This window comes from Paenibacillus sp. B01, assembly GCF_009649995.1.
Classification (GTDB): domain Bacteria; phylum Bacillota; class Bacilli; order Paenibacillales; family Paenibacillaceae; genus Paenibacillus_O; species Paenibacillus_O pasadenensis.
Genome location: NZ_CP045802.1, coordinates 3379982 through 3394751 on the forward strand (window position 1 = coordinate 3379982; position 14770 = coordinate 3394751).

General features: G+C 68.4%; 13 protein-coding genes. 3 read left to right on the plus strand and 10 right to left on the minus strand.

Features of this window, described 5'->3' with window-relative positions; genetic code table 11:
- Positions 1-67 precede the first annotated feature (67 nt).
- Both rpmF and GE073_RS14610 read right to left on the minus strand, forming a co-directional pair.
- A complete protein-coding gene (gene rpmF / locus GE073_RS14605) occupies positions 68-241 on the minus strand; it encodes a 50S ribosomal protein L32 (protein ID WP_028597468.1) in 174 nt (57 codons plus the stop codon).
- Between the two features lie 50 nt (positions 242-291).
- On the minus strand, positions 292-795 hold the full coding sequence (locus tag GE073_RS14610) for a YceD family protein (RefSeq protein WP_153783739.1): 504 nt from the start codon (positions 793-795) through the stop codon (positions 292-294).
- 137 nt (positions 796-932) lie between these two features.
- On the opposite strand from GE073_RS14610, the gene GE073_RS14615 reads away from it, so the two are divergent.
- Complete coding sequence (locus tag GE073_RS14615; protein ID WP_153783740.1) at positions 933-2177, plus strand: nucleotidyltransferase; 1245 nt, start codon at positions 933-935, stop codon at positions 2175-2177.
- A gap of 267 nt (positions 2178-2444) precedes the next feature.
- On the opposite strand, the gene GE073_RS14620 is transcribed toward GE073_RS14615, so the two are convergent.
- Positions 2445-3299: a S16 family serine protease gene (locus GE073_RS14620; protein ID WP_153783741.1), complete on the minus strand. Its 855-nt coding sequence runs from the start codon at positions 3297-3299 to the stop codon at positions 2445-2447.
- Positions 3300-3397: 98 nt separating this feature from the next.
- Between GE073_RS14620 and GE073_RS14625 the strand changes: the two genes are divergently transcribed.
- Positions 3398-4759: a nucleoside recognition domain-containing protein gene (locus GE073_RS14625; RefSeq protein WP_153783742.1), complete on the plus strand. Its 1362-nt coding sequence runs from the start codon at positions 3398-3400 to the stop codon at positions 4757-4759.
- 109 nt (positions 4760-4868) lie between these two features.
- On the opposite strand, the gene coaD is transcribed toward GE073_RS14625, so the two are convergent.
- Positions 4869-5432, minus strand: coding sequence for a pantetheine-phosphate adenylyltransferase (gene coaD, locus GE073_RS14630; RefSeq protein WP_153783743.1), 564 nt, complete (start codon positions 5430-5432; stop codon positions 4869-4871).
- Positions 5416-6006 (minus strand): 16S rRNA (guanine(966)-N(2))-methyltransferase RsmD, encoded by a 591-nt coding sequence (gene rsmD / locus GE073_RS14635; protein WP_101809250.1) that lies wholly within the window; start codon positions 6004-6006, stop codon positions 5416-5418. The genes coaD and rsmD overlap by 17 nt, the downstream gene beginning before the upstream one ends.
- A gap of 280 nt (positions 6007-6286) precedes the next feature.
- On the opposite strand from rsmD, the gene GE073_RS14640 reads away from it, so the two are divergent.
- Positions 6287-8125, plus strand: a complete 1839-nt coding sequence (locus GE073_RS14640; RefSeq protein ID WP_228551539.1) for a fibronectin type III domain-containing protein — start codon at positions 6287-6289, stop codon at positions 8123-8125.
- 1023 nt (positions 8126-9148) lie between these two features.
- Here the strand turns inward: GE073_RS14640 and GE073_RS14645 are convergent.
- From GE073_RS14645 to GE073_RS14665, 5 genes are all read right to left on the minus strand, one after another.
- On the minus strand, positions 9149-9775 hold the full coding sequence (locus GE073_RS14645; RefSeq protein ID WP_153783745.1) for an ABC transporter ATP-binding protein: 627 nt from the start codon (positions 9773-9775) through the stop codon (positions 9149-9151).
- Between the two features lie 223 nt (positions 9776-9998).
- Positions 9999-11006: an oligopeptide/dipeptide ABC transporter ATP-binding protein gene (locus tag GE073_RS14650; RefSeq protein WP_153783746.1), complete on the minus strand. Its 1008-nt coding sequence runs from the start codon at positions 11004-11006 to the stop codon at positions 9999-10001.
- Positions 11007-11059: 53 nt separating this feature from the next.
- Positions 11060-11941, minus strand: coding sequence for an ABC transporter permease (locus tag GE073_RS14655; protein ID WP_228551541.1), 882 nt, complete (start codon positions 11939-11941; stop codon positions 11060-11062).
- Positions 11938-12930 carry an ABC transporter permease gene (locus GE073_RS14660; RefSeq protein WP_416362105.1) on the minus strand — a complete coding sequence of 331 codons (993 nt, stop codon included), beginning with the start codon at positions 12928-12930 and terminating at the stop codon, positions 11938-11940. Before GE073_RS14660 ends, GE073_RS14655 begins: the two co-directional genes overlap by 4 nt.
- A gap of 74 nt (positions 12931-13004) precedes the next feature.
- Positions 13005-14720 (minus strand): ABC transporter substrate-binding protein, encoded by a 1716-nt coding sequence (locus GE073_RS14665; protein ID WP_153783748.1) that lies wholly within the window; start codon positions 14718-14720, stop codon positions 13005-13007.
- Positions 14721-14770 lie beyond the last annotated feature (50 nt).

Below are 14770 nucleotides of genomic sequence, written 5' to 3' on the forward strand. Positions count from 1 at the left end.
GCAAACCCAAAAAAAACGCCCGCCGGAATGGCGGGCGCTTCGGTTCCCCCGAAGGGACGGAAGAGGACTATTGGGAAATAACCTCTTTGGTTTTGTAGTATCCGCAAACTTTGCAAACATGGTGAGCCAGCTTGAGCTCTCCGCACTGCTCGCACTTCACCATGCCCGGCACAGTCAGCTTGAAGTGCGTGCGGCGTTTGTCGCGGCGGGTCTTGGACGTTCTGCGTTGTGGTACTGCCATTGTCTAACACCTCCTTCAAAGATCGGCGTTGCCTCAATCATGAGCCGCTTCTACTCCAGCAGCTTTTTAAGCGCCTCGAACCGGGGATCGATGACATCCCTGGAACAGCCGCATGATTGCTCGTTCAGGTTGGTTCCGCAATCCGGGCAAAGCCCCTTGCAGTCGTCGCTGCAGAGCGGCGCCATCGGCAGGTAGATGAGCAGGGTGCCCTCCACGTAAGGCTGAAGGTCGACCTTGTCCTCTGCGACGAGGATGAGGTCCTCGTCCGCCTCCGGATCCTTCACCATCGAGGCGAGCGCGAAACGCTCCTCGATCGGAATGCTCAGATGCTCCTCCACCGGCTCCAGGCAGCGCGAGCAGACCATCGTCAGATCGGCGCGAAGCTCTCCGGCCACCTGCGCCGTGCCCTCGTAGGGCCGGACGTCAAGCTCCACGGACATAGGCTTGGCCGCAACGACGTCCTTGCGATCCTGCAGCAGCTCGGTTACATCCAGCTTCTCGCGGAAGCTGGGCTCCTGTCCTTTGGACACGACTTCCATGACACGAAATTCCATAAGATCACTCCAAACAAACAAAATTTATTATATCGAGCTTGGAAGCCTTTTGTCAACCAAATCTCCTTGTCATTCACCGCTTCGTTCCGCCCGTGCTATAGTAGGAATGAAAACGCTGACCGAAGCGAGGTGCAAGGATGCGGACCGTAGGCCTTATCGTCGAGTATAACCCGTTTCACCATGGCCATGCCTATCATCTTCAAAAATCGAAGGAAGCCGCCGTCGCCGAAGCGTCCGTCGCCGTCATGAGCGGCAGCTTCCTGCAGCGCGGCGAGCCCGCGCTCATGGACAAGTGGGCCCGGACCCGCACCGCCCTCGAAGGCGGCATCGACCTCGTGCTCGAGCTGCCGCTCGCCTATGCGGTGCAGCCGGCCGAATGGTTCGCCTACGGCGCCGTCTGGACGCTCGAGGCGACAGGCGTCGTCGACGCGTTCTGCTTCGGCAGCGAGACCGGCGAGCTGGCGCCGCTGCGCGCTGCCGCCCGCTTGCTCGCGGAGGAGCCGGAATCGTTTCGCGCGGCGCTGGCGTCCGGCCTGGAGCGAGGGCTCCCGTATCCGTCCGCGTACTCTGCCGCGGCCGCCGAACTGCTGCGCCGGGACGGCGGCGCGGAGTTCCCGCCGCTCGCGGCGGAGCAGCTCGCGCAGCCGAACATGACGCTCGGCCTGCATTATCTGCTTGCGCTCGAGCGGCTCGGCGGCCGCATGGAGCCGCTTACGATCCGCCGCGAAGGGGCCGGCTACCATGACGAGGCCGGCAGCGGCTCGATCGCCAGCGCGACCGCGATCCGCCGCATGCTGGAGCAGGGCGGCGGCGCGGCCGGCATCGCGCGCTACGTGCCGGCGTCCACGCTGCGCGTCGTGGAGGAGCAGCTCGCCGCCGGCGAGGCGCCGCGCCGCTGGGACGACTACTTTCCGCAGCTGCTGCACCGGCTGCTCGTCGAGCCGCCCGCCTCGCTTGCAGGCACGCTCGGCTTCGGCGAAGGACTGGAGCGGCGGATCGCCGCCCAGCTCGCGGCGCTGCCGGAGCTCGGCTTCGAGCCGCTGCTCGCCGCCGTCAAGACGAAGCGCTATACGCGCACACGGCTGCAGCGCGCGCTGCTCGGCGTGCTGCTGAACCTGCGCGCCGCGGAGCTTGGCCGCGAGCGCCTGGCGGCCGGCCCCGGCTACATCCGCGTGCTCGGCTTCACGCCGCGCGGCCAGCAGCTGCTCGCGCGCATGCGGCGCGAGGCGTCGGCGCCTGTGCTGACCAGCGCCGCGCGGGCGGACGGGCTGCCGCTGCTGGAGCTGGACGTCCGCGGCACGGCGGTGCATGCCGCAGGCGGCGGCAGCCGCGACCCGAGGCGGCTGCTGCGCGACTATTACGAGCCGCCGATCCGCCTGTAGCCGCTGGCGCACGAAGATCCGCCGCCGATCCGTCCGTAGCCGCTGGCGCTCGAAGATTCGCCGCCGATCCGTCCGTAGCCGCTGGCGCCGAAAGATCCGCCGCCGATCCGCCTGCAGCCGCTGGCGCTCGAAGATTCGCCGCGGCCGGACGGCTGCCTTCCCAGCCGTCCGGCCGCGGCGGCGGGATTCAGCGGCGGCTCCGGATCGTCCGCTGATCGCCGTCCGGCTGCTGCCTGCCGCGAGCGGACCGGAAGCAGCCGGCGTTCCCTACGGCCGCGGCTGCAGCAGGGCGACCGCCTCGGCGAGCGTGTCCGCGCCGACGACGCGCATCCGCCCGCCGGCGCGCCGCGCCGCTTTTTCCGCCTCGCCCGCCTCCGACTTCGGCGCGACGAACAGGCCGGCTCCCGCTTCCGCGGCCGCCTGGGCCTTGCGGGCGACGCCGCCGACCGCTCCGATGCGGCCGGCGGCGTCGATCGTGCCGGTGCCCGCGATGCGGCGGCCGCCGAGCAGCTCCGCATCGGGCGTCAGCCGATCGTACAGCGACAGCGCCGCCATCAGCCCGGCGGACGGTCCGCCCGCTGCGGCCGCGCCGAGCCATAGCGGCTCCCGGCCTCCGTCCGCGAGCCGCAGGCCGGACGGCTGGGAGCCGGCTTTTTCCGCCTCTCGCTCCGACGTCCCGGCCTCACCCTCCGCCTCGACCACCTCCCGCTTCGCCTCGTCGGCCGCCGCTCTCGCCGCCAAGAGCAGCGCTTGCCGCATCGCTTCTTCCATCCGTATCCGGTAAGCCTCCTCCGACGCCCCGCCGAGCACCGAACGCACGCTCAGCGCGTCTCCGCGCCCCGTCAGCTCGGCGTACGCCGCCTCCAGCAAGCTCGCCCGCTCCAGCTTGACCGCCGTATACAGCCACGCCGGACCCGTCGCGGCGGCAGCCGCTTCGGCCTCGCGCCCCTCCATGGCCGCTCCGAACTGGATCAGCGGCGCGGCATTCCGCGCGAATCCAGCCGTCTGCACGTAATACGGCCGCGGCAGCGCCGCCGCTGCGACGAATCCGGCCAGCGCCAGCGCGGGCAGCCAGCGGCGGATCGACGCCCGCGGCGCAAGGCCCGTCCTTTTTTCCCGCATGCCTCCCCCTCCTCCGCTCTCCCCGTTCTTCTAAGCCCGTCCGCCGATGCGTATACATACAGGAGCCTGCCCGTCCCAGATCGAAGGAGGACCGATCCATGCTCCGTACCCTCTTGACCGCCTGCGCCGCCATCCTCGTCGTCGCCGCCATCGTCGGCGGCACGTCCGAGGCGTTCCAGGCGTCGCTGTCCGGACTGTCGCTGTGGTGGAATTTCGTCTTCCCTGCCGTGCTTCCCTTTCTCGTGCTCGCCGAGCTCATGCTCGCCTTCGGCCTCGTCGACGGCCTCGGCGTGCTGCTGGCGCCGCTCATGCGGCAGCTCCGCCTGCCCGGCTCTGCCGGCTGGGCGCTCGTCCAAGGCTGGACGAGCGGCTATCCGGCCGGCTCGAGCGCGGCGGCGCGGCTCGTCCGCTCGCAACGCCTCACTCCCGCGCAAGGACAACGGCTGCTCGCGCTCGTCCATTCGCCCAACCCGCTGTTCGTCATCGTCGTGCTCGGCGCGGGCTTCCTCCATCAGCCGCTGTTCGGTCTGCTGCTGCTGCCGCTGCTCTGGGCCGGCTCGCTGCTCGCCGCCTGGACGATGAGCCGACTCGCGCCGCTCTCGGCCGCAGAGACGAAGACGACAAGCGCGGACGGCGCGAGCGCGTCGGCCGCAGCCGCCGAGCCGAGCGGCTTGACAGGCGCCGGATCGCGGGACGCGTCCGGCTCCGACCGCGAAGGGGCGCCGGCAGCGGAAGGCCCGCCCGCGCCAGTCGCGATGCGCCCGGCCGCGACCCGCGCCAGCCTCGCGGCCCGCGCCCTGCAAGCGGTCGAGGAAGGCCGCGCGCGCGACGGCCGCAGCTTCGGCAAAGCGCTCGGCGACGGCGTGAACGGCGCCGTCCAGCAGCTCATGGCGGCCGGCGGACTGATCATCCTCGCCTCCGTGCTGCTGCGCCTGCTGCAGCCGCTGCTGCCTGCCGCCATCGCCGGCCCTGGACTGACCGCCGCCGCCGAGGCGCATCTTGGCGCGGCGGCGCTGGCCAGCTGGCATGCGCCGGAGCCCGCCTCGCTGCTGCAGGCGGCCGCGCTCGCCGCCGCGCTCGGCTGGGGCGGGCTGTGCGCCCTGCTGCAGGCGGGCGGAGCGGCGAGCGGCAGCGGCCTGCGCCTGCTGCCGCTGGCCGGCTCGCGCCTGCTCGCCGCCGCTTATTCCGGCGGGCTCGCGCTGCTGCTGTGGCGGCCGCTGTCGTCGCTGGCCGGCTCGGCCGCTCCCGCCTTTGCCGACGCCGGCTGGGCGCCGCCTACGGGCTGGGCGGCCGGCGCCCAGCGGCTGCTCCAGGAGCCCGGCGCCTGGAGCGGCGTGCTGCGCGGAGCGCTGCTGCTGCAGCTGCCGCTCGCCGCAGCGCTCGTCTCGGCGCTGCTGCTGCTGTCGGCCGCTGCCGCGCTGGCTCTGCGCCTGCGGCGCTCCGCCCGCACCGAGGCGTGAGCGCCGGAGCGGCCCGGGCGATGCGGCGGCTCGACGACGTGGCGTCTCGTTCGTTCCGCCTGCCCGTTTTGACGCGCGCAAGCTTCCCCGGCACGAACAAAAACCGGCCTTACTCAGGCCGGTCCGGATATTTGAGCAGCAGCTCCCTTTCGACCGCCGGCGGCACCAGGTCCTTGACGCTGCCTTGGAACCGGGCGATTTCTTTGACCATGCTGGAGCTCAAGTAGGAATATTTCGGATTGGTCATCATGAAGATCGTCTCGATCTCCTCGTCGAGCCGATGGTTCATCGAGGCGAGCTGCAGCTCGTACTCGAAGTCCGTCACCGTGCGGATGCCGCGCACGATCGTGCTCGCGCCGCGCGAGCGCATGAACCGAACGGTCAGGTCGCGGAAGCTGTCGACCTCCACGTTGGGGATATCCTTCGTAATTTCGACGAGCAGCCGCTTCCTTTCCTCCACGGAGAACAGCGGGTTTTTGCTCGTATTGTTGAGCACGGCGACGATGACCGTGTCGAACTGCCGGGCCGCCCGCTGGATGATGTCCAGGTGGCCGCAGGTGACCGGATCGAAGCTGCCCGGATAGACCGCGATGCGCCCCTTTCCCGCCGTGCCCGCAGCGGGCTCCGCCTCCGCGCCGGTCGTTCCTTCTAGATGCCTATCCTTCTTGTCCATCTGCAGCCTCCGTATTCCCGTCTTCGCGACGGCGGTACACCGTGACCGCCGTCTCGCCGTACTCCGCCCGCTTGCTCCGCTCCCATGCGCCGATCCGCTCCGGATAGGCGCGGGAAGCGTCATGCTCCACGACGATGACCGCATCGTCCGCCAGCAGCTCCCGCTCCTGGAGCTCGGCGATCAGCTCGTCCATATGCGTCAGCCGGTAGGGCGGATCGAGAAAAACGGCCGAAAACCGCTGTCCCCGCTTCTGCAGCGCCTTGACGGCACGTCCCGCTTCATTGGTATAGATCTCCGCCCGCGCGGCCATGCCGGCCGCCGCGACGTTCGCGCGCACGACCGCCACGCTCGCGCGGTCCATGTCGACGAACACCGCCTTGTCCATCCCCCGGCTCAGCGCCTCGATGCCGAGGCCTCCCGTGCCGGCGAACAGATCGAGCGCCCAGCCGCCGTCGAAGTAAGGACCGATCATGCTGAAGATCGCTTCCTTGACCTTGTCGGTCGTCGGCCTCGTATTCATGCCGGGCACAGCCTTGAGCGCGCGCCCTTTCGCTTCGCCCGCGATCACTCTCATCGTGGTCCGCTCCTCCTGTTGCTTGCGGCGAGTCGCCGCCAAAATGGCCTTCCTATCGTACCACAACCGCGGCGCGCGATGAAAGCGCTGGCCAAAGCCGCGGCGGGAGGCTCCGGGCCAGAGGTCCGCTCTGGCTGCGAAACGCTTGTCACCGGCCGCTTGCGGGCGGGCGACCGGCGGAATTTGTCCCTCCGTCCGCTTGATTTTCCCCTTACCGGCCCTCCTGGACCGCCGGATAATGGAAGGGAACTCATTTCCCTATCCGAAGGAGGAAAATCATTTGACCCCAACCCGGTTCAAGCTGCCGCGCCGCCTCGCGGCCGCCTGCCTGTCCCTCGCGCTCGCGGCCGGCCTGAGCGCCGCCGCCCTGTCCGCGCCAAAAGCCGCCGAGGCCGCTCCGGCTGGCGGCTACAAGATCGTCGGCTACTGGCACAACTTCGACAACGGCTCCGGCTTCATCCGGCTGCGCGACGTCTCGCCCGACTTCGACGTGGTGAACGTCAGCTTCGCTGAGCCCGTCGGCGGCAGCTCGACCGGCAACATCGGCTTCGCTCCCTACAATTATACGGAAGCGGATTTCAAGGCCGACGTCGCTTATTTGAAAAGCCAAGGCAAAAAGGTGCTCATCTCGATCGGCGGCGCGAACGGCCAGGTGCAGCTCGCCTCGACAGCCGCCCGCGACGCGTTCGTCAGCAGCGTCTCCGGCATCATCGACAAGTACGGCTTCGATGGCCTCGATGTCGATTTCGAAGGCCATTCGCTCTACCTGAACGCCGGCGACTCCGACTTCAAGAACCCGACCACGCCGGTCATCGTCAACCTGATCAGCGCGCTCAAGACGATCGACGCCCGTTACGGCAGCGACAAGTTCGTGCTGACGATGGCTCCGGAGACGTTTTTCGTCCAGCTCGGCTATTCGTTCTACGGCGGCAGCTGCATCAGCTGCGACAGCCGCGCCGGCGCCTACCTGCCGGTCATCCACGCGACCCGCGACATCCTCGACTGGCTGCAGGTGCAGAACTACAACTCCGGTCCGATCACCGGCCTGGACGACCAGTACCATACGATGGGCAATGCCGACTTCCACGTCGCCATGGCCGACATGCTGCTGACCGGCTTCCCCGTGGCCAAAAACGCCGCCAGCTTCTTCCCGCCGCTGCGTCAGGAGCAGGTTCTGCTCGGCCTGCCGGCGAACGGCAACGCGGGCGGCGGCTTCACCTCCGTCGCGGAGGTGCAGAAGGCGCTCGACGCGCTCATCAAGGGCCAGCAGCTGAGCACGTACAAGACGCGCGGCAGCTCGACTGGCTATCCGAACTTCGGCGGCCTCATGACCTGGTCGGTCAACTGGGATAAATTCAACGGCTTCGAATTTTCCAGGCAGCATCGCGCCTACCTGAACGCCATCGCGCCTAGCGCGCCGGACACGCAGCCGCCGACCGCGCCGGCGAACGTCGTCTCGACCGCCAAAACGGCTTCGAGCGTGTCGCTCTCCTGGGGCGCATCGACCGACAACCGCGGCGTAACGGGGTATGTCGTCTATTATGGCGGCAGCTCGCTGCAGACGTCCGGCACGTCGGCGACCGTCGCCGGCCTCACGGCCAATACCGCCTACACGTTCACGGTCAAGGCGAAGGACGCCGCCGGCAACCTGTCCGCCGCCAGCGCTCCGCTCTCCGTCACGACGAGCGCGCCTTCCGCCGATACGACGCCGCCGACCGCTCCGGGCTCGCTCGCCGCGACCGCCAAGACGGCTTCAAGCGTCACGCTCGGCTGGAGCGCTTCGACCGACAACGTCGGCGTTACGGGCTACGTCGTGACCTATGGAACGACGTCGGTGGAAACGGCTGTGACGAGCCTCGCCGTCACGGGCTTGTCGCCGTCGACCGCCTACACGTTTGCGGTCAAAGCCAAGGACGCCGCCGGCAACCTGTCCGCCGCCGCCTCGCTGACCGTGACGACGGACGCCGCTTCCGGCGCCCAGGCGTGGGCGGCCGGCGTCAGCTACAAGACCGGCGACCTCGTCACGTACGGCGGCAAGACGTACTCCTGCCGCCAGCCGCACACATCGCTGCAAGGCTGGGAGCCGCCGAACGTGCCGGCTTTGTGGCTGCTGAAGTAAGAGCTGAGCTGAACCGGACGGACGCGGCGGAAACCGGCCCGGCCAGCGCGTGATGCGGGCTGACGCGGCAACGTAAGGATGCCGTCGCCGACGCGGGTTGCCGCTCAAATGCCAAAAAGGCGAAGCCGGGAGCATGCTCCCGGCTTCGCCTTTTTTTGAATTCAAGGCACTCTGGGTGCCTTGGATTCGAGATTGGATTGGTTCTCGCTGATTCAAGGCACTTTGAGTGCCCTGGATTCGAGATTTGATTGGGTTTCGCCTGATTCAAGGCACTCTGAGTGCCTTGGATTCGAGATTGGTTTGGGTTTCGCTGGTTCAAGGCACTTTGAGTGCCTTGGATTCGAGATTGGTCTAGGTTTCGCTGGTTCAAGGCACTTTGGGTGCCCTGAATTCGAGATTCGTCTGGGTTTCGCTGATTCAAGGCACTTTGGGTGCCCTGGAATCGAGATTGGGCACGTTCCCACTGATCCAAGGCACTTTGAGTGCCTTGGATTCGAGATTCGTCTGGGTTTCGCTGATTCAAGGCACTTTGAGTGCCCTGGATTCGAGATTGGTTTGGGTTTCGCTGTTTCAAGGCACTTTGAGTGCCCTGGATTCGAGATTGGTTTGGGTTTCGCTGTTTCAAGGCACTTTGAGTGCCCTGGATTCGAGATCGGGCTCGTCTTCGATGATTCAAGGCACTTTGAGTGCCCTAGATTCGAGATTGGGCTCGTCTTTGATGGTTCAAGGCACTTTGGGTGCCCTGAATTCGAGATCGGGCTCGTCTTCGATGATTCAAGGCACTTTGAGTGCCCTGGATTCGAGATTGGTTTGGGTTTCGCCTGATTCAAGGCACTTTGGGTGCCCTGGATTCGAGATTGAGCACGTCTTCGCAGATCCAAGGCACTTTCGGTGCCCTGGATTCGAGATTGGGCTCGTTCCCGCTGATTCAAGGCACTTTGGGTGCCCTGGATTCGAGATTGGGCTCGTCTCCCCCGCCTTTGCTGCCCGCGCGCGGTGTTCAAGTCGCCCTAAAGCCCGACGTCAAGGCATCATTACTGTCGTCGCGTCCCCGCGCAGCTCCTCCCAGCGAAGACGGCGCGTGCAGATGCGCTCGAGCAGCGCCTCGTCGTGGCTGATCGCCAGCACGCCGAGCCCCCGCTCCTGCGCGACGCCGAGCGCCGCGCGCCAAATGCCGGCCTGCGTGAGCGCGTCGAGCATCGCGGTCATCTCGTCGGCGATCAGGACGCGCGTCGCCGGGCCGAGCGCCCGGGCGATGCAGACGCGCTGCAGCTCGCCGCCCGACAGCTCCGAAGGCCAGCGGTCCAGCCAGGAAGGCGCGATCTGCAGCGCCTCCAGCAGGCTCGGCTCCGGCGCTCCCGCTTCGGCGAGGATGCGGCGGATGCGCCAGCGCGGATTGACCGCGCGCTCGGGATGCTGCAGCACGAGCTGCGCCGGATGCGGTCCGCGCCGCGCGGCCGGCCGGCCGCCGTACCGGACCTCCCCTTCGTCCGGAGCCAGATGGCCCGCGAGCATCCGTGCCAGCGTCGACTTTCCGACGCCGCTGTCGCCGCTGATGCCGACCACTTCGCCCGCCTCCAGCGTCAGGCTCATGTCGCGGAACAGCCAGCGTCCGCCTAGATGAATCCCCACTTTGTCCACTTCCAGCATATCTAGCCTCCTGCCCGGCTCATTCGCCTCGACACGACCGGCGCCTTTTCCGGACCGATCCATGACCATCACTCTGCCCTCATTCCGCCTCGACACGTCCCAGATCTCTTCCAAGCCAAACCGCTCCTCCGCTAACTCACGCGTCCATCCCACCGCCCTCAATCCGAGATCCCCTCCAAGCCATGCCGTTCCGCCGCCACATCGCGCGTCCATCCGAGCGTCCTCAGTCCGGCTTGAAGCATCGCACCTGGCCGCCTCTCCACGCCCGCATCGCCGGCTTGGCGGCGCGGCACTCCGGCGCGGCCTGCCCGCAGCGGGCGGCGAAGGCGCAGCTGGCCGCGGCTTCCTCGGGCGCCGGCTGCACGCCCGGCAGAGGCCGGAAGCCGTTCGCCGGCAGCGCCTGCCACAGCGCCCGCGTATACGGATGGCGCAGCCGCTCGCCGGCTCCGGCAAAATCGGACGCGGCGGCCAGCTCGACCGCCTCGCCGGCGTACAGCACCGCGACCCGGTCCGCGACGCGCAGCGCCGCCTCGATGTCATGCGTCAGCAGCAGCACGCCGCAGCCGCCGTCCGCCAGCTCGCGCAGCGCCTGCAGCGCTTCTGCCGCCTTGCCCGCCTCCATGCCGGGCGTCGGCTCGTCCGCGACGACGAGGCGCGCGCCGCCGAGCGCCGCGGCGGAGACGAGCACCTTGCGTGCCATGCCGCCGGACAGCTGATGCGGATACAGCCGCTCGGCCCGCTCCGGCAAGCCGAATCGGGAGAAAACCGCGCGCAGCCGGCTCCGCGCCTGCGGTCCACGCTGCCGGCCGAGCGCCTGCTCCCCCGCCCGCAACAGCGGGTCCAGATACGTGACGCCCTGCGGCACGAGCGCCAGCTCCTTGCCGCGCAGGCGCAGCAGCCTCTCGCCGTCAAGAGGCTCGCCGGCATACCGGATCGAGCCGGATGAGCGGGCATTGTCCGGCAGCAGCCCCATGACGGCATGGGCGAGCAGGCTTTTGCCCGATCCGCTGGAGCCGACGAGCGCGACGAGCTCGCCCGCTCCTACGCTCAGGTCGACGCCGGCGAGCGCCTGCACGGTCCTTCTTTGCAGCCCGCGACCATACTGCAGGAACGATACGCGCAGCCCTTCGATCTCCAGAAGCGGAGCCGCCGCGCCGAGCGCGGCTTCCTCCGAGCTTGCTCCGCGCAGGGACGCCTCCTGCGCCGGAACACGCTTTGCCCCAATCGCCATCGTCTTCTCCTCCTCGTGCCTCCTCATGCTTGCCTTCCGTCCGGATGCCGGCCTCACTGCTGCGACCGCCCCGGATCGAGCAGCGCCGACGCCGCATGGCCGAGCCGGTCGAAGGCGCCGACGAGCAGCAGCAGCGCCACACCCGGGAATACCGCCAGCCACCACAGTCCGGCATTGAGATACCGCATCGACTCGGACAAGATGACGCCGATCGCCGGCTGGTCGGGAGGCAGGCCGAGCCCGATGAAGGTGATCGCCGCTTCATGCAGGATCGCATGAGGGAATAGAAGCAGGCAGCCGGTCAGCAGATGCGGCAGCAGATGGGGCAGCAGATGCCGCGTCATGATCCAGACGCGGGACTTTCCGAGCGACCGCGACACGGCGACATAATCGGCCGACCGCAGCTGCATCGCCTCCGCGCGGATGAGCCTGGCGAGCGAAGGCCAGTGGGTCAGGGCGACACCGATGAGGACGCCGCGCAAGCCGCCTCCGCAAACGAAAGCGATCAGGATCAGCGTCACCAGATGCGGAAGGCTGAGGAACAGATCCATCAGCCAGGAGACGATCCGGTCCGCCGTGCGGCCGAGCAGCGCGGCCGAGAGCCCGGCGGCGGCGGCGATCGCCGCTCCGGCCAACGATGCGAGCAGGCCGACCTGCAGGCTGAGCCACAGCCCTTGCACAGTGCGGACCAGCATGTCGCGTCCGAGCCAGTCCGTGCCGAGCGGATGACCCCAGGACGGCGGCAGGCTGCGCTCGGCCAGATTCGTGCGCAATCCCTCTCCGCCGCCGGAGAGCGACGCCCACAGGCCGAGCCCCAGCAGAGCGGCGACGAGCAGCGCGGCTCCGACGAGCAGCCGGAGCCGTCCCGACGGCAGGCTTGCCGCCGGGACGGCCTTCCGTTGGCTCGCAGCCTGCATTTCAGGGCGCTCCATCATGATGTACGGCTCCTTTCGCGCAGCCTCGGATCGACCAGCCGATAGCTCAGATCGGCGAGCAGGTTGCCGGCAAAGACGAACAGCGCGCTGCCGAGCACGAGCCCCATGAGCAGCGGCACGTCGCCGCGAAGTCCCGCTTGTACCGTCGCCTGGCCGAGCCCCGGATACGAAAACACCTGCTCCGCCAGCACGGCGCCGCCGAACAGCTCGCTGAAGCCGGCCAGCTGCAGCGTGAGCGCCGGCAGGGCGACTGCCCGCAGTCCATGCCTGCGCAGCAGCGCCCAGCCGCGCTCGCCGCGGGAGCGGGCGTACAGCACATGGTCGCTGGCCAGCACCTCGAGCAGCTTCTGGCGCGTATGGAGCACGACCGGCGCGATGCCGACGACGCTCAGCGTCAGCGCCGGCAGCGCCATGTGGCGCAGCCGGTCCAGCCAGCCGACTTCCTCCGCCGCCATTCCGGCCGGAGCGGCCAGGCCGATCGGGAACCAGCCGAGCGCGACGCCGAACACCGTGAGCAGCAGCAGCGCCAGCCAGAACGGCGGCGTCGAGGCGAGCAGATAGCAGCAGCGGCGGATGAGCCGATCCGGCCAGCGGCCATGCGCCATCGCGGCCGCGATGCCGGCGGAGAAGCCGAGCGCGCCAGACAGCAGCCACGCCGCGGCCATCAGCAGCGCCGAGCTCGCGAAGCGCTCCGCGATCACGTCCGCCACCGGCTCGCGGTAGATCATCGATGTGCCGAGGTCGCCGCTCAGCAGCGCCCCGACCCAGCGGAAAAACCGCTCGAGCGGAGGCTCGTCCAGCCCCCAGTAGGAGGCGATCTGCGCCTGCTGCTCCGGTCCGACGCGGAGGATGTCGGCGCCGATGTACGCCCGCACCGGATCGACCGGCGAATGGCTGACGAGCGTGAACGTGACGGCGCTCACCGCCGCGAGCAGCAGGACGAGCCGGAGCGCCTTTCCAAGGAGGTACAAGCCCCAGCCGCCCTTGATGCCTTCGCCTCCCGAAGCGGACTGCGCCGCCTCTGCTCCGGCCCCGCGCCTCCGCCCGTCTTGGATGTCCGCGCTCAGCTTTTCCATGTCCAGTCCGCGATGTTGTCGGTGATCGGCCAGCCGTGTCCATGCGGCTGGATGCGCTGCTTGCCGACGTCCAGCTTGTCGCTCACGAGATACAGATGGTCGAGGTTGACGAGCCAAGCCCATGGCGCGTCGCCGAGCGCGCTGAAGCCCGTCTCGCCGTCCCACTGCGCCTTCTTCCAGAACTCCAGCGCTTCGGTCTCGGACGGCGCGGCAAGAGCTTTGTCCATCCAGGCATCGACGGTCTTGTTGGCGTAATAGCCGGCGTTGTAGTAGCCGACGCCGCCGGACGCGCCGCGGAACAGATGGTCCATCTCCAGCGGATCGTGGCTCCCCCAGCCGAACAGCGTCGCATCCGCATGCATGCGCTTCTCGATCTCCTCCCAGCTCTTGCCGTCCGGGCGGATCTCGATGCCTGCCGCCCGCACCATGTCCGCCGCGGCCAGCGCGAGCGACTGGCGGGTCACGTCTCCGGCGGGATAGAGCAGCGTGAATTCAGCCCGCTGGCCGTCCTTGTCCAAAATGCCGTCGCCGTCGGGATCGCTCCAGCCGCCCTGCTCCAGCAGCTGCCGCGCTGCGGCGGGATCTCCGTCCGGCACCGTCGTATCCGGGTTCCACCAAGGCAGGCCGTCGCTCGGAGAATAGGCGGGAGAGCCGTAGCCGTCCAGCACGCCGTCGACGAGCGCCTGCCGGTCGATCGCCGCGTTCACCGCTTTGCGGATCGCCGGGTCGGACGTCACGTCGTTGCCGATCGGATCGCCGCCTGACGTCTTGCCGCCGGCGGGCTTGTAGGGGAATTGGATGCCGCGATTGTCCACCGACTTCACGTCGACGAGCGTCATGCCCGCCACCGGCTGACGGCTGAACGACGACGGGATGTAGGCGACGTCCGCCTCCCCGGCCTTGGCGGCCGCGAACGCCGCGTCCTCGCCGAGAAACAGGAACGTCAAGCGCTTGAAGGACGGCTTGCGTCCGTAATAATCGGGGTTGGCCTCCACGATCAGCTGCTGGCCCTTGTCCCACTGGACAAGCTGGAACGGCCCCGAGCCGATCGGCTGCTCGGCGTAGCTCGGGCCATACGCATGCTTCGGCACGATGCCGGTGGAGACGAGCAGGCTGACGAACGTCGACTGCGGCGAATGGAGGCGGAATACGACCACATCCACGGCCGGCGCTTCCACGGCCTCGAAATTCGTCAGATCGACGGCCGCCCCGCTCTTCGCCGTCTGCTCGAACGTGAACGCCACGTCTTCGGCCGTCACCGGCACGCCGTCCGTGAAGACAGCGTCTCCCCGCAGCTTGACGGTCCACTCCAGTCCGTCGCCGCTCACCTCGTAGCCGGTCGCCAAATCGTTCACGATGTTCAAGTCGTCGTCGCGCTTCAGCAAGGTGCTCTGGAAAAGCGGCGAGCCGTAGCGGCCCCAGCCGGTGACCGGGTCGAACCCCGTCTCCGGCTCCGAGCCGACAGCCAGGATAAGGCTGTCCTTCGCCTGGGCTGCGGCTTGCCCGGCGTTGCCGTCCGCCTCCGCGCCGGCCCCTGCCGGCTTGGCCGAAGGCGCCGGCGTTCCTTCCGCTCCGGCGCAGCCTGCGAGCGCGACGGCGATGAGCGCGGCCGCGACAGCCGGCCTCAGCTTTCGGCGCTTTTCCCGACGGAAGCCGGCTCCGCTCCCGTTCCTGACGTCCTGCCTTCCCCGATCATGCCTCATGTTCTCTCCCCCATTTTCCGCTGTACGGCTCCTGTGTGTTACGATTCCTC